The organism is Nonomuraea longicatena (assembly GCF_039525605.1).
Lineage (GTDB): Bacteria > Actinomycetota > Actinomycetes > Streptosporangiales > Streptosporangiaceae > Nonomuraea > Nonomuraea longicatena.
Window position 1 is genome coordinate 1 of sequence record NZ_BAAAHQ010000015.1, and the last position, 23,293, is coordinate 23,293.

Annotated in this window: 22 protein-coding genes; 15 read left to right on the forward strand and 7 right to left on the reverse strand. The window is 70.6% G+C overall.

Annotation, left to right across the window (positions count from 1 at the left end; all coding sequences use genetic code 11):
* From infB to truB, 5 genes are all read left to right on the forward strand, one after another.
* Positions 1-1,950 (forward strand): translation initiation factor IF-2 (infB, locus tag ABD120_RS15535; protein WP_343950579.1); only part of this gene is annotated, 1,950 nt, incomplete at its 5' end.
* A 120-nt stretch (positions 1,951-2,070) separates the two neighbouring features.
* Positions 2,071-2,367 carry a DUF503 domain-containing protein gene (locus ABD120_RS15540; RefSeq protein WP_343950580.1) on the forward strand — a complete coding sequence of 99 codons (297 nt, stop codon included), beginning with the start codon at positions 2,071-2,073 and terminating at the stop codon, positions 2,365-2,367.
* A 21-nt stretch (positions 2,368-2,388) separates the two neighbouring features.
* Positions 2,389-2,850 carry a 30S ribosome-binding factor RbfA gene (gene rbfA / locus ABD120_RS15545; protein WP_343950581.1) on the forward strand — a complete coding sequence of 154 codons (462 nt, stop codon included), beginning with the start codon at positions 2,389-2,391 and terminating at the stop codon, positions 2,848-2,850.
* 8 nt (positions 2,851-2,858) lie between these two features.
* Entirely contained in the window at positions 2,859-3,911 is a 1,053-nt protein-coding gene (locus ABD120_RS15550; RefSeq protein WP_343950582.1) for a DHH family phosphoesterase, read from the forward strand.
* A complete protein-coding gene (gene truB, locus ABD120_RS15555) occupies positions 3,911-4,780 on the forward strand; it encodes a tRNA pseudouridine(55) synthase TruB (RefSeq protein ID WP_343950583.1) in 870 nt (289 codons plus the stop codon). Before ABD120_RS15550 ends, truB begins: the two co-directional genes overlap by 1 nt.
* Positions 4,781-4,816: 36 nt before the next feature.
* Here truB and ABD120_RS15560 read toward each other — a convergent pair whose 3' ends face one another.
* Complete coding sequence (locus ABD120_RS15560; RefSeq protein WP_343950584.1) at positions 4,817-5,839, reverse strand: TRM11 family SAM-dependent methyltransferase; 1,023 nt, start codon at positions 5,837-5,839, stop codon at positions 4,817-4,819.
* Positions 5,840-5,923: 84 nt separating this feature from the next.
* Here ABD120_RS15560 and ABD120_RS15565 point away from each other — a divergent pair, with 84 nt between their 5' ends.
* From ABD120_RS15565 to ABD120_RS15600, 8 genes are all read left to right on the forward strand, one after another.
* Complete coding sequence (locus tag ABD120_RS15565; protein WP_425563977.1) at positions 5,924-6,865, forward strand: bifunctional riboflavin kinase/FAD synthetase; 942 nt, start codon at positions 5,924-5,926, stop codon at positions 6,863-6,865.
* Between the two features lie 181 nt (positions 6,866-7,046).
* A complete protein-coding gene (gene rpsO / locus ABD120_RS15570) occupies positions 7,047-7,316 on the forward strand; it encodes a 30S ribosomal protein S15 (RefSeq protein ID WP_343950586.1) in 270 nt (89 codons plus the stop codon).
* Positions 7,317-7,581: 265 nt separating this feature from the next.
* Complete coding sequence (locus tag ABD120_RS15575) at positions 7,582-9,906, forward strand: polyribonucleotide nucleotidyltransferase (RefSeq protein WP_343950587.1); 2,325 nt, start codon at positions 7,582-7,584, stop codon at positions 9,904-9,906.
* Positions 9,903-11,213, forward strand: a complete 1,311-nt coding sequence (locus ABD120_RS15580; protein WP_343950588.1) for a M16 family metallopeptidase — start codon at positions 9,903-9,905, stop codon at positions 11,211-11,213. The genes ABD120_RS15575 and ABD120_RS15580 overlap by 4 nt, the downstream gene beginning before the upstream one ends.
* A gap of 123 nt (positions 11,214-11,336) precedes the next feature.
* Positions 11,337-12,077, forward strand: a complete 741-nt coding sequence (dapB, locus tag ABD120_RS15585) for a 4-hydroxy-tetrahydrodipicolinate reductase (protein ID WP_343950589.1) — start codon at positions 11,337-11,339, stop codon at positions 12,075-12,077.
* A 220-nt stretch (positions 12,078-12,297) separates the two neighbouring features.
* Entirely contained in the window at positions 12,298-12,783 is a 486-nt protein-coding gene (locus tag ABD120_RS15590; protein WP_343950590.1) for a GNAT family N-acetyltransferase, read from the forward strand.
* A 9-nt stretch (positions 12,784-12,792) separates the two neighbouring features.
* Positions 12,793-13,455: a thiaminase II gene (tenA, locus tag ABD120_RS15595; RefSeq protein WP_343950591.1), complete on the forward strand. Its 663-nt coding sequence runs from the start codon at positions 12,793-12,795 to the stop codon at positions 13,453-13,455.
* Positions 13,446-15,023, forward strand: coding sequence for a PucR family transcriptional regulator (locus tag ABD120_RS15600; RefSeq protein WP_343950592.1), 1,578 nt, complete (start codon positions 13,446-13,448; stop codon positions 15,021-15,023). The genes tenA and ABD120_RS15600 overlap by 10 nt, the downstream gene beginning before the upstream one ends.
* On the opposite strand, the gene add is transcribed toward ABD120_RS15600, so the two are convergent.
* Genes add through ABD120_RS15615 form a run of 3 tightly spaced genes read right to left on the reverse strand, consistent with a single transcriptional unit; the run spans position 15,020 to position 19,100 of the window.
* The gene (gene add, locus ABD120_RS15605) at positions 15,020-16,012 is read right to left on the reverse strand and encodes an adenosine deaminase (RefSeq protein WP_343950594.1); all 993 of its coding nucleotides are present in this window, start codon (positions 16,010-16,012) and stop codon (positions 15,020-15,022) included. The genes ABD120_RS15600 and add overlap by 4 nt on opposite strands.
* Positions 16,009-17,748 carry an adenine deaminase C-terminal domain-containing protein gene (locus ABD120_RS15610; protein ID WP_343950595.1) on the reverse strand — a complete coding sequence of 580 codons (1,740 nt, stop codon included), beginning with the start codon at positions 17,746-17,748 and terminating at the stop codon, positions 16,009-16,011. Before ABD120_RS15610 ends, add begins: the two co-directional genes overlap by 4 nt.
* Complete coding sequence (locus tag ABD120_RS15615; RefSeq protein WP_343950596.1) at positions 17,745-19,100, reverse strand: purine-cytosine permease family protein; 1,356 nt, start codon at positions 19,098-19,100, stop codon at positions 17,745-17,747. Before ABD120_RS15615 ends, ABD120_RS15610 begins: the two co-directional genes overlap by 4 nt.
* Before the next feature lie 261 nt (positions 19,101-19,361).
* Between ABD120_RS15615 and ABD120_RS15620 the strand changes: the two genes are divergently transcribed.
* Positions 19,362-19,943, forward strand: coding sequence for a hypothetical protein (locus ABD120_RS15620; RefSeq protein ID WP_343950597.1), 582 nt, complete (start codon positions 19,362-19,364; stop codon positions 19,941-19,943).
* Positions 19,940-20,638: a hypothetical protein gene (locus ABD120_RS15625; RefSeq protein ID WP_343950598.1), complete on the forward strand. Its 699-nt coding sequence runs from the start codon at positions 19,940-19,942 to the stop codon at positions 20,636-20,638. The genes ABD120_RS15620 and ABD120_RS15625 overlap by 4 nt, the downstream gene beginning before the upstream one ends.
* Here the strand turns inward: ABD120_RS15625 and ABD120_RS15630 are convergent.
* From ABD120_RS15630 to ABD120_RS15640, 3 genes are all read right to left on the reverse strand, one after another.
* Positions 20,631-21,503: a 1,4-dihydroxy-2-naphthoate polyprenyltransferase gene (locus ABD120_RS15630; protein ID WP_343950599.1), complete on the reverse strand. Its 873-nt coding sequence runs from the start codon at positions 21,501-21,503 to the stop codon at positions 20,631-20,633. The genes ABD120_RS15625 and ABD120_RS15630 overlap by 8 nt on opposite strands.
* Positions 21,504-21,513: 10 nt before the next feature.
* Positions 21,514-22,122: a GNAT family N-acetyltransferase gene (locus ABD120_RS15635; protein WP_343950600.1), complete on the reverse strand. Its 609-nt coding sequence runs from the start codon at positions 22,120-22,122 to the stop codon at positions 21,514-21,516.
* Between the two features lie 150 nt (positions 22,123-22,272).
* Positions 22,273-23,293: aminotransferase-like domain-containing protein (locus tag ABD120_RS15640; protein ID WP_343950601.1), on the reverse strand; the 1,021-nt coding region annotated here is incomplete at its 5' end.

The window sequence follows — 23,293 nt, forward strand, 5'->3', positions numbered from 1 at the left end:
GGCGGCAGAGGCCGTGGCGGCGGTACGGCGGGCGCCTTCGGACGCCCCGGCGGCCGTCCTGACCGGGGACGCAAGTCCAAGCGGCAGAGGCGCCAGGAGTTCGACAACATGTCGGCTCCCGCGATCGGCGGTGTGCAGGTCGCGCGCGGCAACGGCGCGACGATCCGGCTGCCGCGCGGTGCGTCGCTGTCCGACTTCGCCGACCGCATCGGCGCCAACCCCGCCTCGCTGGTGCAGATCATGCTGCACCTCGGCGAGATGGTGACGGCCACGCAGTCGGTCAACGAGGAGACGCTCCAGCTTCTGGGCGCCGAGCTCGACTACAACATCCAGGTCGTCAGCCCGGAGGAGGAGGACCGCGAGCTTCTCGAGGCCTTCGACATCGAGTTCGGCGAGGACGAGGGCGACGAGGACGACCTCGCGGCCCGTCCGCCGGTGGTGACCGTCATGGGTCACGTCGACCACGGTAAGACGAAGCTGCTCGACGCCATCCGCAAGACCAACATCGTGGCCCGCGAGGCCGGTGGCATCACCCAGCACATCGGTGCCTACCAGGTCGGCACGGAGCACGAGGGCGAGCCGAGGAAGATCACCTTCATCGACACCCCGGGTCACGAGGCGTTCACCGCCATGCGTGCCCGAGGCGCCAAGGCCACCGACATCGCGGTGCTGGTGGTCGCGGCCGACGACGGTGTGAAGCCGCAGACGATCGAGGCGCTCAACCACGCCCAGGCGGCCGACGTGCCGATCGTGGTCGCGGTCAACAAGGTCGACAAGGAGGGCGCCGACCCCAGCAAGGTCCGTGCCCAGCTCACCGAGTACGGCCTGGTGGCGGAGGAGTACGGCGGCTCGACGCTGTTCGTGGACATCTCCGCCAAGAACGCCACGGGCATCGACTCGCTGCTTGAGGCGATCCTGCTCACCGCGGACGCCGAGCTCGACCTGCGCGCCAACCCGACGATGGACGCTCAGGGCATCGCGATCGAGGCGCACCTCGACAAGGGGCGCGGCCCGGTGGCGACCGTCCTGGTCCAGCGCGGCACGCTGCGCGTCGGCGACTCGATCGTGTGCGGCGAGGCGTTCGGCCGCGTGCGTGCGCTGCTCGACGACAACATGGAGCCGGTCGAAGAGGCCGACCCGTCGCGTCCGGTCATGGTCATGGGTCTGACGGCGGTTCCGAGCGCCGGTGACAACTTCATCGTGGTCACCGACGACCGGATGGCCCGGCAGATCGCCCAGCAGCGGGCCTCGCGCAAGCGCAGCGCCGACATGGCCAAGTCCTCGCGGCGCCGTACCCTCGAAGAGCTGTTCAGCGACCTTGAGAAGGGTCGCGTCGACGAGCTCAAGCTCATCATCAAGGGTGACGTGTCCGGTTCGGTGGAGGCCCTGGAAGACGCCCTGCTCAAGATCGACGTCGGCGACGAGGTCAGGCTCCGTGTCCTGCACCGCGCGGTCGGCGCCATCACCGAGTACGACGTCAACCTGGCGGTCGCCGACGACAACGCGGTCATCATCGGCTTCAACGTCCGGCCCGAGCCCCGGGCCCGCGACCTGGCCGAGCGCGAGGGCGTCGACATCCGTTACTACTCGGTCATCTACCAGGCGATCGAGGAGATCGAGGCCGCGCTCAAGGGCATGCTCAAGCCCGAGTTCGAAGAAGTGCAGATGGGCACCGCGGAAGTCCGCGAGGTCTTCAAGGTGCCGAAGATCGGCAACATCGCCGGTTCGCTGGTCCGTTCGGGTGTCATCACCCGCAACAGCAAGGCCAGGATCATCCGCGACGGTGTCGTCATCGCCGACAACCTCACGGTGTCGTCGCTGCGCCGCTTCAAGGACGACGCGACCGAGGTCCGCGAGGGCTTCGAGTGCGGTATCGGTGTCGGATACAACGACATCAGGATCGACGACGTCGTCGAGACGTTCGAGATGCGGGAGAAGCCGCGCGTGTGACACGCGGCAGGGCGCTCGGTGGGCCATCCGCCGGGCGCCTCTCGCACGCCTGGCGCGGCCTCCCACCGCGCCGTGCCGGGCGTGCATTCGGGAACACCGGACAAGCGGTGGTAGCCAACGATGTATGTGGGTGCCCTGACCCTGGACATCCTGCTCGGCGACGTTCATTCGCTGAAGCAGAAGCGAGCCGTCGTACGGCCCCTGGTGGCCGAGGTGCTGCGCCGCTACCCCAGCGTGGCCGTGGCCGAGACCGGCCACCTCGACCTGCACCGCAGAGCGGAGATCGGCATCGCGGTCGTCTCGGCCTCGGCCGGCAACTGCAAGGAACTGCTCGACGCCTGCGAACGGATGGTGGCCTTCCGCCCCGAGATCGAGCTGCTGTCCGCCCGGCAGCGGATCTACAACGACGAGGATTGAGAACCCAAGGGGGACTGAGACATGGTGGACGCCCCACGAGCGCGCAAGCTCGCCGACCGTATCCAGCAGATCGTCGCCGAGATGCTGGAGCGGCGGATCAAGGACCCTCGGCTCGGCTTCGTGACGGTGACCGACACCCGGATCACCGCCGACCTGCGTGAGGCCACCGTGTTCTACACGGTGTTCGGCTCCGAGGCCGAGCGGGCCGACAGCGCCGCCGCGCTGGAGAGCGCCAAGGGCATCATCCGCTCGGAGGTCGGCAAGCAGACCGGCGTTCGTTTCACGCCCCTGCTGACCTTCAAGCACGACCCGCTGCCCGACAGCGCCAGGCAGCTCAACGACCTGATCAGCGCGGCCCGGGCCAAGGACGAGGCGCTGGCCAAGCAGTCCGAGGGCGCCGACTACGCCGGTGAGGCCGACCCCTACAAGAAGTCCGACGCGGACGAGGACGAGACCTCAGACGCGGGGCACCCGGCGACGTGACTCCCGACGTGCGCGACAGGGACCTGCCCGTCGCGGGCCCGCCCGAACCGCTGCCCGGTACTCCGGACGCGGGGACGGCGGGCGCCCCGGCCGTGGGGGAGGCGGTCTGGGCGCGGGTGACGGGACTGATCGAGCGGGCCGAGGAGGTCGCGCTGGCCTGCCACGTCACCCCGGACGGCGACGCGCTGGGCTCGATGCTGGCCGTCGGCGCGGTGCTGCACGGGCTCGGCAAGCGGGTCGCGGCCTCGTTCGGCGACCGGATCTTCGCCGTGCCGAGGCTGCTCCGGTACCTGCCGCACCAGGACCTGCTCGTGCCGCCGGGGGACTTCCCCGAGGCGCCGGAACTGCTGATCACCTTCGACTCCTCGACGCTCGAACGGCTCGGCCTGCTGGCCGCCAACGCCGAGCGGGCGCGCGAGGTGGTCGTCGTCGACCATCACCCCTCCAACACCGGCTTCGGCACGGTCAGCCTGATCGACCCGGGTGTGGCCGCGACCGCGATGCTGGCCGAGGACCTGATCTACCGGCTCGGCGGCACTCTGGACCGTGACATCGCCACCTGTCTGTACACCGGGCTGGTGACCGACACGGGCTCGTTCAGGCACGCCTCGACCTCTCCGGCCGCGCACCTGATGGCCGCCCGGCTGGTGGCCACGGGGCTGCGCACCGACGAGATCGCCCGCGAGCTGTGGGACCGCTCGCCGTTCGGCTACCTGAAGGTGCTGGCGGCGGCGCTGGATCGGGCCACGCTGGAGGACGACCTGGTGTGGACGTTCGTCTCCCAGGTGGACCGGGCCGCCTACGGCCTGCCGTACGACGAGGTGGAAGGCATCATCGACGTCGTCAGGCGCACCGACGAGGCCGAGGTCGCGGTCATCCTCAAGGAGGACGACCAGGGCGTCTGGCAGGTCTCGACCCGATCCAAGGGGGCGGTCGACGTGGGCGCGGTCTGCACGGCGCTCGGCGGCGGCGGCCACCACAACGCCGCCGGTTACACCTCTCCCCACGGCGTGGAGCAGACCATGGCGGACTTCCGCGCACTACTTCCGAGGAAGGCTTGATGGCCGAGAGCGGCTTGATCATCGTCGACAAGCCGGCGGAGTGGACCTCCCACGACGTCGTCGGCAAGATGCGGCGCGTCGCGGGCACCCGCAGGGTGGGGCACGCGGGGACGCTGGATCCGATGGCCACCGGGGTGCTGGTGGTGGGCGTGGAGAAGGCGACGCGCCTGCTGGGCCATCTGGCGCTGACGGAGAAGGTGTACGAAGCCACGATCCGGCTCGGCGTGCGCACGAGCACGGACGACGCCGAGGGCGAGGTGCTCGGCACGACGCCCGCCGGGCAGGTCGCCATGGAGGCGATCCAGGCGGGGGTGGCCGGGCTCACCGGGCCGATCATGCAGGTGCCGCCGCAGGTCAGCGCCATCAAGGTGAACGGCGAGCGGGCCTACAAGCGGGCGCGGGCCGGTGAGGACGTGGAACTCGCGGCGCGGCCGGTGACGGTGCACGGTTTCGACGTGACGGACGTGCGGGTGCACGACGACGTGGTGGACGTGGACGCGACGGTGCGGTGCTCGTCGGGGACGTACATCAGGTCGCTGGCCCGGGACCTCGGGGACGGGCTGGGGGTGGGGGGCCATCTGACGTACCTGCGGCGGACGCGGGTGGGGCCCTATGACCTGTCGATGGCGCGCACGATCGAGCAGTTGGTGGACTCGTGCGTGATCCTGCCGATCGGGGAGGCGGTGTCGGCGGCGTTCCCGCGTATCGACGTGACGGACGAGCAGGCGCGGGTGGTCTCCCACGGCGGCCGGTTGGCCGCCGCCGGTCTGGGTGCGGGCCCGATCGGGGTTTTCGGCCCGGACGGGGCGCTGCTGGCTCTGGCGGAGGAGTCGGGCCGGGCTCTCAAGCCGCTGGCGGTGTTCGTGTGACCTCCGCCCCGCACCCGACCCAGGGTGCGCCGGTGGTCAGGCGGGTTTGCGGGCGACCATGATGTCGCGGACGATCGCCTGATCCACCCAGTGCTCGAAATCCGGATATTTCTGGATTTCTAGGCCGGCTGACTCCAGGATCGCGGCGAGGTCGTCGCGGCTGCCGCCGTACACGTTCCACGAGATGCCGAGCGCGCCACCGGGCCGCAGGAGCTCCACCCACCCCGGCACCGCCCGGCGGATGAGCTCCAGCGGGCTGCGCGACAGCCCGGCGTCGCCGCTCCTGCTGCCGTGCTGCACGCCGTAGGGCGCGTCGGTGGCGATGACGTCGAACGAGCGCGCCCTGAAGAACTCGCGGGCCCGCAGCGTGTCGCCGCTGACCACGCCCACCTGCTGGGTGTCGCCCGCCTTGAAGTCCTCCTTGGACAGCGCGAACGACACCTCGAAGCGGCGGCCGAGCAGGGCGCGGTCCCGGCGTACCGGCACGGTCTGGGCGGTGTGCTTGAGCCGCTTGTTGCGCAACCAGGTCTTGAGGAAGCCCGAGTACGCCTCGAAGTCCTTGGCGTCGAGGTCCATGCCGTAGGCGTCGTAGCCGTACATGAGCGCCTGGTTGAGTGTGGTGCCCCGGCCGCACATCGGGTCGAACACCGAAAGCCTCTCGTCGAGGGGCCGCCCGGAGGCCAGCACGGTGACGTTGAGCAGCAGTTTGGTGAAGTGCTCGTTGGTCTTGCCCGCGTACTTCTGGATCGTGATCAGGTCGCTGCTGAGCCGGTCGAGCGGCCGTACGGTGAGCGGGCGCAGCAGTTCGCCCTCGACGCCGAACAGCGCGTACACCGACGACAGGTTGGACAGCAGCGCGAGGTCGTGCTCGCTCAGCGCCGCCTGTGTGGTGAAGCCGACGTAGGGGACGCCGCCGATCGTGGCCCGCTCGACCTCCGACACCTTCGCCGTGAGCGCCCTGGCCCCGAAGACCTCCAGCTCGGAGTGGGTGAGCCGGGGCGCGCTGTCGCCGTAGACCCGGTTGAAGGCAGGCAGGATGAGGAGCGCGTAACGAGGCATGATGCGTCGATGGTACCCCTCGATTCCCGCCGTTCCCCGCGAGCATGGCAGGCTGGACGCTGATCGATACGTAACGAGGAGCGAATGGGGCCAGCCGTGCAGCGTTCTGTGGCTTGCGTGGTCACGATCGGCGTGTTCGACGGTGTGCATCGAGGCCACCAGCGGGTGGTCCGCCGGGCCGTCGCCGTCGCCAGGGAGCGCGGCCTGCGCTCCGTGGTGCTGACCTTCGAGCCCAATCCGGCCGAGGTCGTGCGGCCGGGTTCGCACCCGCAGCGGCTCACCACCCTGCGACACCGCGCCGAACTGCTGACCGGCCTCGGGGTGGACGAGGTCGAGGTGCTGCCGTTCACGCTGGAGCTGTCGCGGCAGAGCCCCGCCGACTTCGCCCAGTCGGTGCTGGCCGAGCGGCTGCGCGCGGCCTCGGTGGTGGTCGGCGCGGGTTTCGCGTTCGGGCACGGCGCCGAGGGCGACGTCGAGACGCTGCGCGCGCTCGGCGACAAGCACGACTTCACGGTGGAGGCGGTGCCCGCGGCCGAGGGGGTCAGCTCGACCGAGATCAGGGCGCGGCTGCTCGAAGGCGACGTGGCGGGCGCGGCGGCCGGGCTCGGCCGGCCGCACCGGGTGGAGGGCGTGGTCGTGCGCGGCTACCAGCGCGGGCGGCAGCTCGGCTTCCCGACGGCCAACGTCGAGACGCCGCCGCACACCGCGATCCCGGCCGACGGGGTCTACGCGGGGTGGCTACAGTGCGTGGCAGTGGGCAACCTGCCGGCGGCGTACGAGGGGCGGCGCTGGCCCGCCGCGATCTCGGTCGGCACCAATCCGACCTTCGAGGGCGTGCCGCGCACGGTCGAGGCGTACGCGCTCGACCGCGACGATCTGGAGCTGTACGGCACGCACGTCGCCGTCGACTTCGAGGCCAGGCTGCGGGGGAACACCCGGTTCGAGTCCATCGAGGAACTCATCGCCCAGATCCAGGCAGACGTCGACGAAGCCCGCCGTATCACCGCTGGATCTTCCCAGGCGTGACCTTGTTGTGAGGTCACGCGCAGTGAGCACCGGGGCGGCTCTGGTAGCCTGAGACGTCGGCTCTGGTATCGGCTGCGCTCAGCGCTGCGCCGGTTGGCCTTCACTGCGGCGACTGTAGGCACGCACGGTCGTTCGCGAATCCATCTCATTCGACCGCGTGTCCGTAGATAGAAGGAGAGCCGTGTCCCTCGACACCGCTGCCAAGAAGGCGATCATCGGCGAGTACGCGACCGGTGACGGCGACACCGGGTCGCCCGAGGTGCAGATCGCGCTGCTCAGCAAGCGCATCAGCGAGCTCACCGAGCACCTGAAGACGCACAAGCACGACCACCACAGCCGTCGCGGCCTGCTTCTGCTCGTCGGCCGTCGGCGCCGCCTGCTGAAGTACCTGCAGAACAACGACATCCAGCGCTACCGTTCGCTCATCGAGCGGCTCGGTCTGCGCCGATAGTGAGACAAGGGAGCGGCCCGGTGCCGCTCCCTTCTCGTATCAGGCCCGGCGAGTCGTGCCGAGCCCACAACTGAAGATCAGAGACACTGAGAGCCCCCGCGTCCGACAAGCACCATGCGACCCGCGACGCCTGCGGGCCGGTCCTCGGTAGTGGCTTCCGGTCAAGAACCGGGCGCTTCGATCGAAGACCGGCGCTGCACCTAACGAGGGTGCCGGTGAGAGCCATAAGAGGGCGCGGGTGACCGACCGACCAAGGAGGTCCCCCGTGGAGGGTGTCCACACAGCTGAAGCCGTTATCGACAACGGTTCCTTCGGCACGCGAACGATCCGGTTCGAGACCGGCAGGCTCGCGCGCCAGGCGGCCGGTTCGGCCGTCGCCTACCTCGACAACGACACGATGGTCCTCTCCGCGACCACCGCCTCGAAGTCGCCCAAGGAGAACTTCGACTTCTTCCCGCTCACGGTGGACGTCGAGGAGCGCATGTACGCCGCGGGCCGCATCCCCGGCTCGTTCTTCCGGCGGGAGGGCCGTCCCTCCGAGGACGCGATCCTCACCTGCCGCCTGATCGACCGGCCGCTGCGCCCGTCGTTCGTCAAGGGCCTGCGCAACGAGATCCAGGTCGTCGCCACCATCATGTCGCTCAACCCCGAGCACCTGTACGACGTGGTCGCGATCAACGCCGCCTCGCTGTCCACGCAGCTGGCCGGGCTGCCCTTCTCCGGCCCGATCGGCGGCGTGCGCGTCGCGCTGATCGACGGCCAGTGGGTCGGCTTCCCGACCCATCAGGAGCTTGAGCGCGCCACCTTCGACATGGTGGTGGCGGGCCGGGTGCTCGCCGACGGCGACGTGGCCATCATGATGGTCGAGGCCGAGTCCACCAAGGACACGCTGAAGCTGGTCGCCGAGGGCGCGGTGGCGCCCAACGAGGAGACCATCGCGCAGGGCCTGGAGGCGGCCAAGCCGTTCATCAAGGTCCTCTGCGAGGCCCAGAACAAGATCGCGAAGGTCGCCGCGAAGGAGACCGCCGAGTACCCCGTCTTCCCCGAGTACCAGGATGACGCGTACGAGGCCGTCGAGGGCGCGGTCAAGACCGAACTGGCCGCCGCGCTCACCATCGCGGGCAAGCAGGAGCGCGAGAACGAGCTGGAGCGCCTGAAGGGCGCGCTCGGCGAGAAGCTCGCCGAGGCGTTCGAAGGCCGCGAGAAGGAGCTGTCGGCCGCCTACCGCTCGGTCATGAAGAAGCTCATGCGCGAGCGGGTCATCAAGGACGGCGTGCGCATCGACAGCCGGGGCCCCAAGGACATCCGGGCGCTGTCGGCCGAGGTCCACGTGGTCCCGAGGGTGCACGGCTCGGCCCTGTTCGAGCGCGGCGAGACCCAGATCATGGGCATCACCACGCTCAACATGCTGCGCATGGAGCAGGTCATCGACACGCTCAACCCCGAGCGCACCAAGCGCTACATGCACAACTACAACTTCCCGCCCTACTCCACGGGTGAGACCGGCCGCGTGGGCTCGCCCAAGCGCCGCGAGATCGGCCACGGCGCGCTCGCCGAGCGGGCGCTGATCCCGGTCCTGCCGACGCGTGAGGAGTTCCCCTACGCGATCCGCCAGGTCTCCGAGGCGCTCGGCTCCAACGGCTCCACCTCGATGGGCTCGGTCTGCGCCTCGACGATGGCGCTGCTCGACGCCGGTGTGCCGCTCAAGGAGATGGTCGCGGGCATCGCGATGGGCCTGATCGCCGAGGGCGACGCCTACGTCACCCTGACCGACATCCTCGGTGCCGAGGACGCCATGGGCGACATGGACTTCAAGGTCGCGGGCACCAAGGACGTCATCACCGCGCTCCAGCTCGACACCAAGCTCGACGGCATCCCCGCCTCGGTGCTGGCCGCCGCGCTGAAGCAGGCCAAGGGCGCGCGCCTGGCGATCCTCGACGTGATGCAGGAGGCGATCGACTCCCCGGCGGAGATGAACCCGACCGCGCCGCGCATCATCACGATCAAGGTCCCGGTGGACAAGATCGGCGAGGTCATCGGCCCGAAGGGCAAGATGATCAACCAGATCCAGGACGACACCGGCGCCGAGATCACCATCGAGGACGACGGCACGATCTACATCGGCGCCACCGACGGCCCGTCCGCCGAGGCGGCCCGGTCGGCGATCAACGCCATCGCCAACCCGCACATGCCCGAGGTCGGCGAGCGCTACCTCGGCACGGTCGTGAAGATCGCCGCCTTCGGCGCGTTCGTCTCGCTCATGCCGGGCAAGGACGGTCTCCTGCACGTCTCCCAGATCCGCAAGCTGCACGGCGGCAAGCGCATCGAGAACGTCGAGGACGTCATGAGCGTCGGCGAGAAGATCCAGGTCGAGATCGCCGAGATCGACGGCAGGGGCAAGCTGTCCCTGGTGCCGGTCGAGGTCATCGAGAAGGAGAGCGCCGAGAAGGAGGCGTCGGGCGGCTCCGAGCAGGAGGCTCCCGAGGGGCCGGCCGAGGCCGCCGCCGAGGACAAGGCGCGCGAGGACAAGCCCCGCCGCACCCGTACCCGCACCCGGGTCCGCACCAGCGAAGACGACAGGAACTCGTGACCACGACCACGCTGCATCCCGGCAAGGACGGTGCCGGGATCGTCCAGCGCACCGTCCTCCCCGGTGGGCTGCGCGTGGTGACCGAGACCATGCCGACCGTGCGTTCCGTCGCGGTCGGCATGTGGGTCGGCATCGGCTCGCGTGATGAGGCCCCGGAGCACACCGGGGCCACCCACTTCCTCGAACACCTGCTGTTCAAGGGCACGCCGAACCGCAGCGCCATGGAGATCTCCGCGTCCGTCGAGGGCATCGGCGGGGAGATCAACGCCTTCACGGCCAAGGAGTACACCTGCTACTACGCGCGGGTGCTCGACGAGGATCTGCCGATCGCCGTCGACGTGCTCGCCGACGTGGTGACCAGTTCGCTGATCACCGCCGAGGACGTCGACTCCGAGCGCGGCGTGATCCTCGAAGAGATCGCCATGCACGACGACGACCCCTCCGACGTGGTGCACGAGCAGTTCTCCTCGGCTCTCTACGGTGACTCGCCGATCGGCCGGCCCATCCTGGGCACGGTCGAGTCGATCAACGCGCTCGGCCGCGATCGCATCGTCGAGTACTACCAGCGCTACTACCAGCCACGCCGGACCGTGGTCTCGGTCGCCGGCAACGTCAGGCACGAGGAGGTCGTCGAACTCGTCTCGCGTGCCTACGAGCGGGCGGGCGTCCTCACCGGGCCGCGCGAGAGCCTGCCGCCCCGCCTCGGCGGGCCGGGTACCGAGATCCGCTCCGAGGTCCGGGTGATCGACCGGCCCACCGAGCAGGCCAACCTGGTGCTCGGCACGACCGGCATGTCCCGCACCGACGATCGCAGGTTCGCGCTGGGCGTGCTCAACTCGGCGCTCGGCGGCGGCATGTCCTCGCGGCTGTTCCAGGAGATCCGCGAGAAGCGCGGGCTGGCCTACTCTGCCTACTCCTACACCTCGGCCTACGCCGACACCGGGCAGTTCGGGATCTACGTCGGCTGCCTGCCGTCGAAGATCGACGACGTGCTGCGGATCTGCCGCGACGAGGTGGCCCGCATCGTCGACGAGGGCCTGACGGGCGAGGAGATCCGGCGCGGCAAGGGCCAGATGCGCGGCGGGCTGGTCCTCGGCCTGGAGGACACCGGCTCGCGGATGTCGCGCATCGGCAAGAACGAACTCGTCTACGACGAACTGCTGTCGGTGGACGAGGTGCTGGCCCGCATCGAGGCGGTCACGCCCGAGGAGATCTCGGCGGTCGCCGCCGACGTCCTCAAGCGGCCGCTGACGCTGGCCGTGATCGGCCCCTACGGTGACAAGGACTTCGGTCACGCCATCGCCTGAACCTCACCGGCTGTGACGGCCCAGGTCCCGCGAAGGGGCCTGGGCCGTCGCCGTCCGTGAGGGGCGTGGGAGGATCGATGTCGGTGGGGCGCGTTGATACCACGGCGAGGAAAGAGACGGAACATGAAGATCAATGTTGGGGTGCTGGGGGCGCGCGGGCGCGTCGGGGTGGAGGTCTGCAAGGCGGTGGAGGCCGCCGCCGACCTGCGACTCGTCGCCGCCGTCGACCAGGGCGACCCGATCGAGAGCCTGACCGGCGCCGACGTCGTCGTCGACTTCACCCACCCCGACGCCGTCATGGCCAACCTCGAATGGGCGATCTCCCACGGCATCCATCCGGTGGTGGGCACGACGGGGTTCGACGAGGGGCGGCTGGCGGCCGTACGCGGCTGGCTGGAGCGCTCCGCGGGCACCAACTGCCTCATCGCCCCCAACTTCGGCATCGCGGCGGTGCTGATGATGCACTTCGCCGCCCAGGCCGCGCGGCACTTCGAGTCGGTCGAGATCGTCGAGTTGCACCACCCGAACAAGGCGGACGCGCCGTCCGGCACCGCACGCCGTACGGCCGAGCTGGTGGCGCGGGCCCGCGAGGAGGCGGGACTGGGGCCGATGCCGGACGCCACGAGCACCGCCCTCGACGGCGCGCGGGGCGCCGACGTCGGCGGAGTGAACGTCCACTCGGTACGGCTGGCGGGCCTGATCGCCCACCAGGAGGTGCTGATGGGCGGCGACGGCGAGATCCTGACGATCCGGCACGACACGATGAACCGGTCGGCCTTCACCCCCGGTGTGCTGCTCGGGGTGCGCCGTGTGGGCGGGCTGCCGGGTCTCACCGTGGGCCTGGAGCCCCTGCTCGGCCTGTAGGCGCGACGTTTGTCGGAGACGCCTGTACGCACGACGTCGCGTAGGGGTCGGAGATGCCTGTGGGCGCCAGACCCTGTAGGCGGGACACGGGGCATGCCCGGACTCCGAGGAGTCCGGGCATGCCTTGAGGAGGGGGTTCCCGGCTCCGCACAGCCGAGCACACGATCATCACACTAGATCCCGAACGCCGTGTCGCGCTGGAACATGAGACCGTGTCGGCATGACGCGATGGGCTGTTTCCGAGGAACTCTCGGGTTTGGTGGACGTGGAACTGGCCGCCGACCGGCTGTTCGAGCAGGTCGGGATCGCCTTCCCGCCGGGTACGACGATGGTCGAAGAGGTCGAGGACCCCTCGACGGTGCTGGTGGAGGGCGTGCCGCCGCGCGGCTTCGCGCTGGTGGGCTGGGTGGACGGCAACGTTCACCTCGACCAGCTCGCCGTGCACCCCGACCACATGCGGCAGGGCATCGGCGGCAGGTTGATGACCGGGGTGCTCGACCACGCGCGGGCGGCGGGTGCGCCCGCCGTCACGCTGACGACCTTCAGGGACGTGCCGTGGAACGCGCCCTGGTATGCCGGGCACGGCTTCGCCGTCCTGGAATCCGAGGGGTGGGGGCCGGAGCTGCGGGCGCTGGTCGCGCACGAGCGCGAGCTGGGCATCGAGGTGGCGCCACGTGTGGTGATGGCCAGGCGGACCGGCGGATAGCCTTGGGGGGTGAGTCGCTTTCGCGAAGAGTTGTGGCAGGTCGTGGCGGGTGTGTACGACCAGATCCTGGTCCACCCCTTCCTCACCGGGCTGACCGACGGGTCGCTGCCGCGTGAGGCGTTCCGCCACTACGTGGTCCAGGAGGCCCACTTCCTGCCCGACTACGCGAGAGCGCAGGCCGCCGTCGCCGCCCGCGCGCCCGACGCCGCCTCCGTCCGGCGCTTCAGCGCCCAGGCCGCCCGCACGGTGGAGGTCGAGCACGGCCTGGTGGCCGAACTGCTGGCCGCCTTCGGGCTCGACGAGGCCGACGCCCGCAAGACGCCCGCCGGGCCCACGACCGTCGGCTACAGCTCCTACCTGGTGCGCAGCTGCGCGCTCGGCGCCTTCCCCGAGGCGCTCGGCGCGCTCGTCCCCTGCTACTGGATCTACGCGCGGGTGGGGGAGCGGCTGCTGGAGCGCAGCTCGCCCGACCCCCTGTACGCCTGGTGGATCGAGACGTACGGCGGCGCCGACTACCAGGAGACCTCGGCCGAGGTCCTCGATCTGCTCGACGGGCTGGCGATAAGCCCCGACGAGCGTGAGCGGCTGCTGGAGCGGGCGGTCATGACGGCCCGCTACGAATGGCTGTTCTGGGACGCCGCCTGGCGGAGGGAGGGCTGGCCGTGCGGCTGAGAGACCTGCTGCGGGCCGACCAGCTCGCCCTGAAGGTGCTGACCGGGCACGACCTGCTCGATCGCAGGGTGCGCGGTGTGTCCACGACCGACCTGATCGAGCCGGGCCGCTTCGTCAAACCCGGCGAACTGGTGCTGACCGAGCTGACCTGGCACACCGGCGCCGAGTCCTCACGCGCCTTCGTCAAGGAGCTGGGCGAGGTCGCGGCGCTGGTGTCCGGCACCGCGCTCAAAGGAGTGCCGATAGACCTGGTCGACGCCTGCGCCGACGCCGGGCTGCCCTTGCTCACGCTCCCGGTCGAGGTGCCGTTCAGCCAGCTCACCGAGCACGTCCTGCGCGCCCTGATCGCCGAACTGGACGCGCCGCCGAGGCCGGGGCCGAGCGCCCGCCGCCGCCTGGCCACCACCCTCGTCGACGGGGGCAGCCTGACCAAGCTCGTCACCGCCGTCGCGGGCGAACTGGAGGTGCCCTGCTGGGTGATGTCGCCCACCGGGCGGGTCATCGTGGGCTCGCAGCCGCTGGCGGAGGCCGAGCGGGCCCGGCTGGCCCACACCTTCCTCACCGCGCGGCACCTGCCCGGCATGGTCGGCGGGCTGTCGGTCTTCCCGATCAGCAAGGGCGCCCCGCACCGCATCGCCAACTGGTTCCTCGCCTACGCGGGCGAGCAGGCGCAGGGCGAGCACGAGGATCTGGTCGTCGAGCTGGCTGCCCTGGTCGCTTTGGAACGTTCCCGGCTGGAGGCGGCGCAGCGGATCGAACGCCGGGTGCTCGACCAGTTGCTGGAGCTGCTGGAGTCCGGCGACGCGGCGCTGCCCGGCGTGGTCTCCCGCCTGCACACGCTGCACGTCGAGACCGAGCACGGGCTGCTGGCCGTCGCCCTGTCGGCCAGTGGCCCGTCCACGGGCGCCCGCCCCGCCGGGGCCGATGGGGTGGTCTCGGGGAAGGCGGCCTCCGGCGAGGTGAGCGTCGCCGTGCTCGACGAACTGCTGCGGCCGGTCGCGCCCGGCATCGTCACCGCCTCCAGCGCCCGCGACGACGGCGAGGCCGTCGCGCTGGTGCCGCTGGCGGGCAACTCGGCGCAGGAACTCACCGACCATGTCGTGAGCGGCGCCCGCACCCTCGCGGCGGGGCTGGGCGACGGGCGCATCACCCTCGGCGTCAGCAGCGTGACCACCGGGCCCGCCGCGCTCAGCAGCCTCATCGAGGAGGCCAGGCACGCCCGCACGCTCGCCGCCCTGGACGGCGCGCGGGTCAGCGTCATCACCGGCGAGGACGTCAGCTCCCACCGGGCGCTGCTCGCGGCCATCCCCGCAGACCTGCGCCGCTCGTTCCGCAGCAGACTGCTCGGCCCGCTGGAGAACTACGACGCCGCCCACCAGACCGACCTGCTGGAGACCCTCCAGGCGTTCCTGGAGGAGTCGGGCAACTGGGCGGCGACCGCCGAACGGTTGCACGTGCACGTCAACACCCTGCGCTACCGGCTGCGTCGCATCGAGGACCTCACCGGCCGCTCGCTGACCGCCTGGGACGAGCGCGTCGACTTCCTGCTGGCCCTGCGGATGCGCTAGCCGCGCGCGGCGTAGGCGTCGAGTTCGGCCAGGTAGCCGTCCTTGAGATGGCGCGGCAGCCAGGTGATCTCGAAGGCGTTGCGCTGGAGCCGGACCAGGTCCTCCTCGGAGAAGTTCAGCGCCTCCAGGTTCTCCTGGACGTAGCCGTTGAAGTAGGCCGGGTCGTCGGAGTTGATGGTGACGCGCACGCCGAGGTCGAGGAGCTTGCGGATGCCCTCGATCTTCATCGACTCGGTGACGTACCCGTTGGAGATCGGGCAGCAGGTCAGGCCGAGGCCCTTCTCCAGGATCTCCTCGACCAGGCCCGGGTCCTCCAGCACGTTGACGCCGTGGTCGACCCGGTTCACACCGATGTCCTGGACGGCTTGGCGGATGTGCTCGACCGAGTTGTCCTGGTCCACGTCGCAGTGCATGGTCAGCAGGTAGCCTTCCTGCCTGGCCCGCTCGTACACGGCGGCGAACTTGGCCGGGGGGTTGCCGCGCTCGTCGGAGTCGAGGCCGACGCCGACGATCCACTCCTTGTACGGCAGCGACTCCAGCAGCGTCGCCATCGCGTACTCGGCCTGGAAGTCGCGCAGGAAGCACATGATGAGCTGGGCCCGGACGCCGAGCTGGGTCTCGGCGTCGAGCAGCGCCCGGCGCAGCCCTCTGATCACGATGTCGAACGGCACCCCGCGCGAGGTGTGCGCCTGCGGGTCGAAGAAGATCTCCGCGTACCGCACGTTCTGCGAGGCCGCCTTGCGCAGGTAGGCCATCGCCAGGTCGTAGAAATCGGGCTCGGTGCGCAGCACCTGCATGCCCTCGTAGTACACCTTCAGGAACGTCGTCAGGCTGTCGAACTCGTAGGCCGCCCTGATCTCCTCGACCGAGGAGTACGGCAGCGCGATGCCGTTGCGCGCCGCCAGGTCGAACTTCAGCTCGGGCTCCAGCGTGCCCTCGATGTGCAGATGCAGCTCGCACTTGGGCAGACCGGCGATGAAATCAGTCACTGAATTACCTCCACGACCTCAAGGTTGACACAGTCGATCAGTCCCAGGTCCGTCACGGCATAATCGGGGATAGCCGTGATGGACAGGAAAAACAGGTACATCAAGGGTGCGGGCAGGTCACAGCCCAGCTCGCGGGCCAGGTCGTCCAGTCGCTGCTCCCGCTCGGCCATCTCGGCCGCGGGCAGGTCGGAGACGATGCCCGCGATCGGCAGCGGCAGTGACTCGCGCACCTCGCCGTCCACGACCACGACCTGGCCGCCGCCCATGCGGACGACCTCGTTGACCGCCACCGCCATGTCGGCGCGGGAGGCGCCCACGCAGATGATGTTGTTGTCGTCGGGGGCGGCGCTCGTGGCGATGGCACCTTCGCGGATGCCCATGCCGCTCACCACCGCGACGGGCATGTTGCCGCTCTTGCCGTACCTCTCGACGACGGTGACGAGCAGCGCGTCCTTCTCGACGGACGGCTCCACGACGCCGTCCACGACCGGTAGCCGCACGTCGCGGCGCCTGCGCACGAAGACCTGGTCGGTGAAGTCCAGGGCCAGCACGTTCACCTCGGCGACCTCGGCCACCTGGGCAACCGGAGAGCGCAGCGCGAAGTCGTCGGCCGTGAGGGTCCTGACGGGGAACGGCGCGACCGCGCCGCGCGCCGGAGGCGTGGTCGGCGTGAGCATGGCGCCGTCGCGGGCCACCAGGGTGCCGCCGGCCACGACCTCGCGCACCCGGAAGTCCTCCAGCGAGTCGACGATCAGCACGTCGGCCAGGCGGCCGGGCGCGATGCTGCCGACCAGGTGGTCGATGCGGTACATCTCCGCGCAGTTCACGGTGGCCATCTGGATGGCGGTCACGGGGTCGAGGCCCGCCTTGACGGCCATCCGCACCAGCTTGTCCATGTGGCCGCCGGCCAGCACGTCGGCGGCGTGGACGTCGTCGGTGCAGAAGGCCACCCGCCGCGCCCCCACCTTGGCGACGACCTGGATGTTCTCCTCCAGGAAGTGCGCGACGGAGGACTCGCGGACGATCGCGTAGATGCCCTGGCGCAGCTTCTCCAGCATCTCCTCGTGCGAGTACGACTCGTGGTCGAGCCGGATCCCGGCCGCGGCCAGGCCGCCGATGCGGCGCGCGTCCGACAGCGGGGCGCAGCCGAAGACCGGCAGCCGGTGCCTCTCCGCCAGCTCCAGGGCCTCCATGACGGCCGGGTCGCCGTGCTCGACCATCTCCTGGACGGTCTCCCACACGCCCACGCACTCAGGCCAGGTGTGGGCCTCGCGGTGCTCGTCGGGCCCGAAGGTGAAACCGACGTTCGACTGCGGGACGGTGTACGGGGCCTTGGCGGGGGCGCCCCACCAGATGCGCATACCGGTCCGCTTCGACTCGTCCAGGAACCTGCGCACCCCCGGCAGGCCCTCCACGACGAGCACCTGGTCCAGGCCGGACACCACGCTGGTGGTACCGAACGGGACCACCAGGTCGGCGAAGCTCGTGACCGACAGCTTGCTGCACTCGATGTGCAGGTGCCCGTCGATCAGGCCGGGGACCAGGTAGCCGCCCTGCGCGTCGATGATCCGCGTGTGCGGACCCCGGAGCAGGCCGGTGCCGACCGCGGCGATCCGGTCGCCCGCGACGGCGACCTCGGCGGGGTAGACCTCGCCCGTCAGGACGTTGACCAGCGTGCCGCCCGTGATGATCGTGTCGGCGGCACGCCGGCCGTAGGCCACGTCGAGCAGTGTCATCGGGCTCCCTCAAGCGTAGGAACGGTGACGGGCCTGCGGTCCAGGGCGGCGTAGACCGCTCCGGCCGCGAGGAAGCCCGCGAAGATGCTGAAGTCCGAGCCGCCCGTGGCCGCCGACAGCGGGCCGACGAAGGCGGTGGAGTTGATCCAGAGCGCGGCGGCCACCATGCCGACGCCCTGGGCGATGAGCGCGGGCCAGCGCACCTGGCCAGGCGCCCGCTCGTCGAACAGCGCCGCGGCGTCGTAGCGGCCCTTCCTGCGCAGCCAGTCGGTGACGTACACGCCCGCCCACGGGGCCAGCCACAGGATGAGCAGGCCGAGGAAGGTGTTGAGCATGGTGTGGAAGTTCTCCGAGGTCACCGCCACGATAGTGATGATCACGCAGAGGACGAGGTCGCCGACCACGGCCACCCACCGCTTGACCCGGATCCCGGCGGCCTGGAGGTTGAGGCCGGAGGAGTACAGGTCGGTGGTGTTGACCGCGAACAGGGAGACGATCGCGAGCAGCAGGTACGGCACGACGAACCAGGACGGCAGCGCGCCCGGCAGCCCCGAGATCGGGTCGTCGGCGCCGGTGACCGCGGTCGCGACGGCCGCGCCCAGCATCATGAGCAGCACGTACGGCACGAAGCCGCCCAGGAAGGCGTAGCCGAACACGGCCTTCTTGGAGGAGTCCGCCGGAAGGTAGCGTGAGTAGTCGCCGCCGAGCGGCCCCCACGACAGGCCCCCCGCCGCCATGATGAGCGCGACGGCGGCGGTGAACGTGGCGAAGTTCGCGCCCTCGCCGCCCGACAGGTTGACCTTGGGGCCGACCAGGAGCGCCATCAGGCCGAAGAGCACCACGAAGACCCAGGTGAAGTACTTCTGGGCGCGCATCACGGCCGAGTGCCCGATCAGCGGGAGCACGAGCTGGATGAGGGCGGCGATCAGGATGACGCCGATCTTCAGGCCGATGCTGTCGGTGGCGACTCCGGCCTGGCCGAGCAGGGCCAGCGTGGCGAAGGTGATGAGCACCATGCCGCCCGCCTCGAAGCCCACCATGTTGAGCCAGCCGAAGAAGCTGAGCAGGCGGGCGCCCTTGGGGCCGTAGGCTGCACGGGAGACGGCCATGGTGGAGGTGCCGGTGGCCGGGCCCTGGAGGCTCGTCAGGCCGACGAGCGGGAAGGCCAGCAGGTTGCCGACCAGGATGGCGGCGACGGCCTGGCCGAAGCTGAGGCCGAAGGCGGCGACGACCGTGGTGCCGTACACCAGGGTGAAGATGCCCATGGTCGTGCCGGTCCAGAGGAAGAGCAGGTCGCGTGGGCGGCCGTACCTCTCTCCGGCCGAGACCAGCTCGATGCCGCGTTGCTCCATCGACGTGTGTCCTCTCGGGGAGCCTGGTTGGTGCGGTCTCAGTGAACCAACTGGGGCTGACCTGGGCGTTTATCTAAATGTACGAGCTTTGGAGGGGCTTGTTGTCGGCAGATACAAGTTGATCACGATATATCGCGTTTTTGTGGGATATATCGGATGAGCTGAACTCCCTTCCCGAGGGTGTTGCAGTGAACCACCAGGTCACCTGAATGGCGCCATAACCCACCTTGACGCGACTTGTTGGGAATGATCCTATGAATCATGCGATTAGCTGCTATCGCGGGGATCCTGCAAGTGTTCGCGGTCGCGCTCCCCGCCTCGGCCGACCCCGTCGAACCCGGGCCGTGGATCGCGTACGACCCCACCTTCACCGTTCAGGAACGGGGCTGCGGCGACGTCGCAGACCTCACCTTCCGCCTCACCTGCTCCACCGGCAGCGGTGACCAGCGCGCCGAACGGCGCTACGCGACCTACACCGGCGGCACCCGCCAGTTCGAGGGCCACTTCAAGATCACCAGCATGAGCGGGACCCGGATCAGCCTCAAACAGACCTTCAAGACCACCGGCCCCTTCTTCATGCTGGCCGTCGAACGCGGCGGGCGCCTGTACGCCGTCCACGGCGGCACCACCGTCGCGACCGGCGCCACCATCGGCACCAGCGTCCGCGTCAACACCGTCCACGTCGTGGGTGACACCCACCGCACCTACATCAACGGCTCACTCAGGCACACCGTGTCGAGCCCCGGCGGCGACTTCTACGACAAGTTCGGCTCCTACCGCACCAACAGCGGCCAGGGGCCGGTCACCGTCGAATGGTCGGGGATCGGGTTCTGGCGCAAATGAGGATCCTGGCGCTGCTCCTGGCCGGGCTCACCGGCTGCTCGGCCGGGGAGAGCAGGCTCGTCGCCCGGCTCGTCACGCCCACGGACATCGCCCTCGAATGGCCCGCCGGCGACAGTACGGCGGGCGGGACGGCGGGCGGGACGGCGGGCGGGGTGGCGGGCCGGGTGGTGGAGTTCGCGACGGCGGAGCGGGGACCGTACACGATCCTCGAGTTCCTGCCGCCCGAGCGGCGCGACTACCTCCACCCCGACTTGATCCCCGAGACGACCTTCTACTACCGGGTACGGCCGCTGCACGGGCCCGCGAGCGGAACCGTCGAGGTGAACCTGCCCGACGGAGACCTGCCCGACGGAGACCTGGCCGCAGAGGGCGGGCAGGACTGGCTCGAACCGCGCAAACGGCCCGGCGGGCCCGGCACGCCCGGCGCCGCGCCCACCGACCTGAAGGCCACCGTCAAACACGCCAACGGGATCGCCTTCAGCTGGACCGACCGCTCCTCCGACGAGGACGGTTACCTGCTGGAGGTACGGCCGGACGGCGGGCCGTACCGGGTGGCTGCGCTGCTCGAACCGGACGTCAACGCCTTCGGGCTGATCACCCTGCCCGGCGAGAAGCGGGCGGCCTACCGCGTCAGGTCCTTCAGGTACGGCACGGCCTCGAACGTCGTCAGCCGCACGACCGGCGCCCTCAGGTGAGGGCCAGGCCGACGGCGAACAGGACGCCGAAGGCCAGTTGCAGCTTGCCCGTGGCCTGCAGCACGCCGATCAGCGCCGGGCCGGTCGCGCCGCTCAGCACCGTGCGGATCGGGCCGATCGCCAGCGGGGCCGACAGCAGCGCCAGCGCCGCCCACGGCCGCACCGGCACCAGCGCCGCCGCCACCACGAACCCGCCGATCAGCGCGCCCGCGTACAGCCGGCGGGTGCGCTCGGCGCCCAGCACCACCGCCAGCGTGCGCTTGCCCGCCGGGCCGTCGGTGACCACGTCACGCAGGTTGTTGACCACCAGCATCGAGCACGACAGCAGGCCGACGGGCACCGAGGCGGCCAGGGCCGTCCACGACAACGACTCGGTCTGCACGAACGCGGTGCCGACCACAGGGACGATGCCGAAGAACACGAACACCGACAACTCGCCCAGCGCGCGGTAGCCGTACGGGCGCTCGCCGCCGGTGTAGAACCACGCGGCGGCGATCGCGGTCGCGCCGACCGGCAGCACCCACCACGCCTGGGTCAGCAGCACCAGCACCAGTCCGGCGACGGCGGCCGCCGCCATGCAGGCGAGGGCCGCGAACAGCACCTGGCCCGGTGTGGCCGCCCGTGAGCCGACCAGTCGCATCGGCCCGACCCGCTCGTCGTCGGTGCCGCGCACGCCGTCGCTGTAGTCGTTGGCGTAGTTGACGCCGATCTGCAGCAGCAGCGCCACCGCCAGCGCCAGCAGCGCGCGCCACCAGTCGGCGCCGCCGAGCCCGAAGGCCGTACCGGTGCCGACCAGGACGGGGACGAGGGCGTTCGCCAGGGTGCGCGGGCGCGCACCGGCGAGCCATTGGCCGGGGGTTGCCATAGGTGGTCCTCTAGCTGATGTCCGTGCTGAGCCTGACCATGCGGATCGGGCGGCCCATGTCGAGTACGCGCTCGGCCATGTCCTCGCCCCATCCGGCCGACTCAAGGAAGCCGAGCATGGCGTAGTTGTCGGCGAAGGCCCAGGTGACGATCTGCTGGTAGCCGTCGTCACGCAGGTAGTCGACGGTCGCGTTGAGCAGGCGGCTGGCATGGCCTCTGCGGCCGAAGTCGGGGTCGATCAGCAGCGTCAGCATCTCCGCCACCACGGTCGGGTCGAGGTCGGGGTCCTCCGCCGGGGCGTGGGAGGCCAGGCCGACGACCCGCTCGCCGCCGCGCGGCGTCGCGAGGGCCGAACTGCCGCCCGGCCCGAGCGCCGGGAAGCCCTCCGTGTCGAGGATGGTCTCGACCGCCACGAGCACGCGGTGCCGAGGCGTGGGAGGGGCGACGATCGCCTCGTCCCACTGACGCAGCCACATCTTCTCGGCCGAGGGGCCGGTCATCTGCTCAAGCGGCCCTTCGGGCAGGAAATCCCGATAGCCGTATCGCCAGGCGCGGATCTGAACATTCGCCACCTGGAGCACATCCTCGCGCCGGGCCGCCCGGACGCCTACGTCTGCCATCTCGGCCCGCTCCTTCGCCTGCCGTCGTGCCACAAGGCACGAGTTACACCGTATCGGTGTTTGAGACTTGGAGACGACGCGAACCATGCTTCTGGCGCGGTACTCCCGGGTTTTGGGACGATTACCGCAAACCTTTGCGGAACACCGTGTTCAGGGTGGCCGTACCGTCTCCGCGAAGGCACGCGCCAGCCGGCGCACGCCCTCCTTCAGCTCCTCCGCGCGCGTCGTCGCCATGAACGTGACCCGCAGGCGCGGCCCCGGCGGCTCGGCCGGGTAGAACATGCGGCCGGGGCTCACCAGCACGCCGCCGAGCCGGGCCGCCTCCACCAGCGCCGCCTCGTCCACCGACGGCGGCAGCCGCAGCCACACGTGCTTGCCGCCGATCGGCACCAGGTGCGGCTCGGCCTCGGGAAGGTCGGCGGCGAGGGCGGCCAGCAGGGCGTTCAGGCGTACGGACACCTCGGCGTGCACGGTCCGCAGATGGCGGGGCCAGGCGGGCGAGCCGAGGAACTCGAGCGCGGTCTCCTGCAGCGGCCTCGGCACGAAGAAGGACTCCACGAGCTGCCCCGCCCGCAGCCGGTGCGCGGCCGGGCCGCGCGCCACCACCCCCGCCACCCGCAGGCTCGGCGCCAGGATCTTGGTCAGCGAGCTCACGTACACGACCGTGCCGTGCGCGTCCATCGACACCAGCGGCGGCGGCGCCTTCCTGGCCAGGTGGCGCAGCGCGTCGTCCTCGACCACGAACGCGCCCGCCGCCCTCGCCACGTCGAGGACCTGCCGCCTGCGCTCGGGGCTCAGCGTCGCGCCCGTCGGGTTGTGCAGCGTGGGCTGGCAGTAGAACACCCGGGCGCCGGTGACGGCGAACGCCTCGGCGAGCAGGTCGGGCCGCACCCCCTCCCTGTCCACGGGTACGGCGGTCGCCCGCAGCCCCGCCGCCTTCGCCGCCGCCAGGGCGCCCGGATAGGTCGGGGTCTCCACCAGTAGCGGGGTGCCCGGCGCGGCCAGCGCGCGGAAGGCGAGGCTGAGCGCCGACTGGCCGCCGCTCACGATCAGCGTGTCGGTGACGTCGCCGCCGGCCTGCGCGGCGAACCACGCGCGCAGCTCCGGCAGGCCCGTCGGCGGCGCCACCGCCCAGGCGTCCGGACGGCGGACCGCCCGCGCGGCCGCCGCC

What these genes read in the sequence shown, in the direction of transcription:
- ABD120_RS15615 (WP_343950596.1), bottom strand. Translation starts at nt 19,100, where the DNA reads ATGGAGCAACGCGGCATCGAGCTGGTCTCGGCCGGAGAGAGGTACGGC.
- ABD120_RS15540 (WP_343950580.1), top strand. Translation starts at nt 2,071, where the DNA reads ATGTATGTGGGTGCCCTGACCCTGGACATCCTGCTCGGCGACGTTCAT.
- truB (WP_343950583.1), top strand. Translation starts at nt 3,911, where the DNA reads ATGGCCGAGAGCGGCTTGATCATCGTCGACAAGCCGGCGGAGTGGACC.
- ABD120_RS15590 (WP_343950590.1), top strand. Translation starts at nt 12,298, where the DNA reads ATGACGCGATGGGCTGTTTCCGAGGAACTCTCGGGTTTGGTGGACGTG.
- ABD120_RS15610 (WP_343950595.1), bottom strand. Translation starts at nt 17,748, where the DNA reads ATGACACTGCTCGACGTGGCCTACGGCCGGCGTGCCGCCGACACGATC.
- ABD120_RS15565 (WP_425563977.1), top strand. Translation starts at nt 5,924, where the DNA reads ATGGGGCCAGCCGTGCAGCGTTCTGTGGCTTGCGTGGTCACGATCGGC.
- ABD120_RS15620 (WP_343950597.1), top strand. Translation starts at nt 19,362, where the DNA reads ATGCGATTAGCTGCTATCGCGGGGATCCTGCAAGTGTTCGCGGTCGCG.
- ABD120_RS15630 (WP_343950599.1), bottom strand. Translation starts at nt 21,503, where the DNA reads ATGGCAACCCCCGGCCAATGGCTCGCCGGTGCGCGCCCGCGCACCCTG.
- ABD120_RS15625 (WP_343950598.1), top strand. Translation starts at nt 19,940, where the DNA reads ATGAGGATCCTGGCGCTGCTCCTGGCCGGGCTCACCGGCTGCTCGGCC.
- dapB (WP_343950589.1), top strand. Translation starts at nt 11,337, where the DNA reads ATGAAGATCAATGTTGGGGTGCTGGGGGCGCGCGGGCGCGTCGGGGTG.
- rbfA (WP_343950581.1), top strand. Translation starts at nt 2,389, where the DNA reads ATGGTGGACGCCCCACGAGCGCGCAAGCTCGCCGACCGTATCCAGCAG.
- ABD120_RS15560 (WP_343950584.1), bottom strand. Translation starts at nt 5,839, where the DNA reads ATGCCTCGTTACGCGCTCCTCATCCTGCCTGCCTTCAACCGGGTCTAC.
- ABD120_RS15635 (WP_343950600.1), bottom strand. Translation starts at nt 22,122, where the DNA reads ATGGCAGACGTAGGCGTCCGGGCGGCCCGGCGCGAGGATGTGCTCCAG.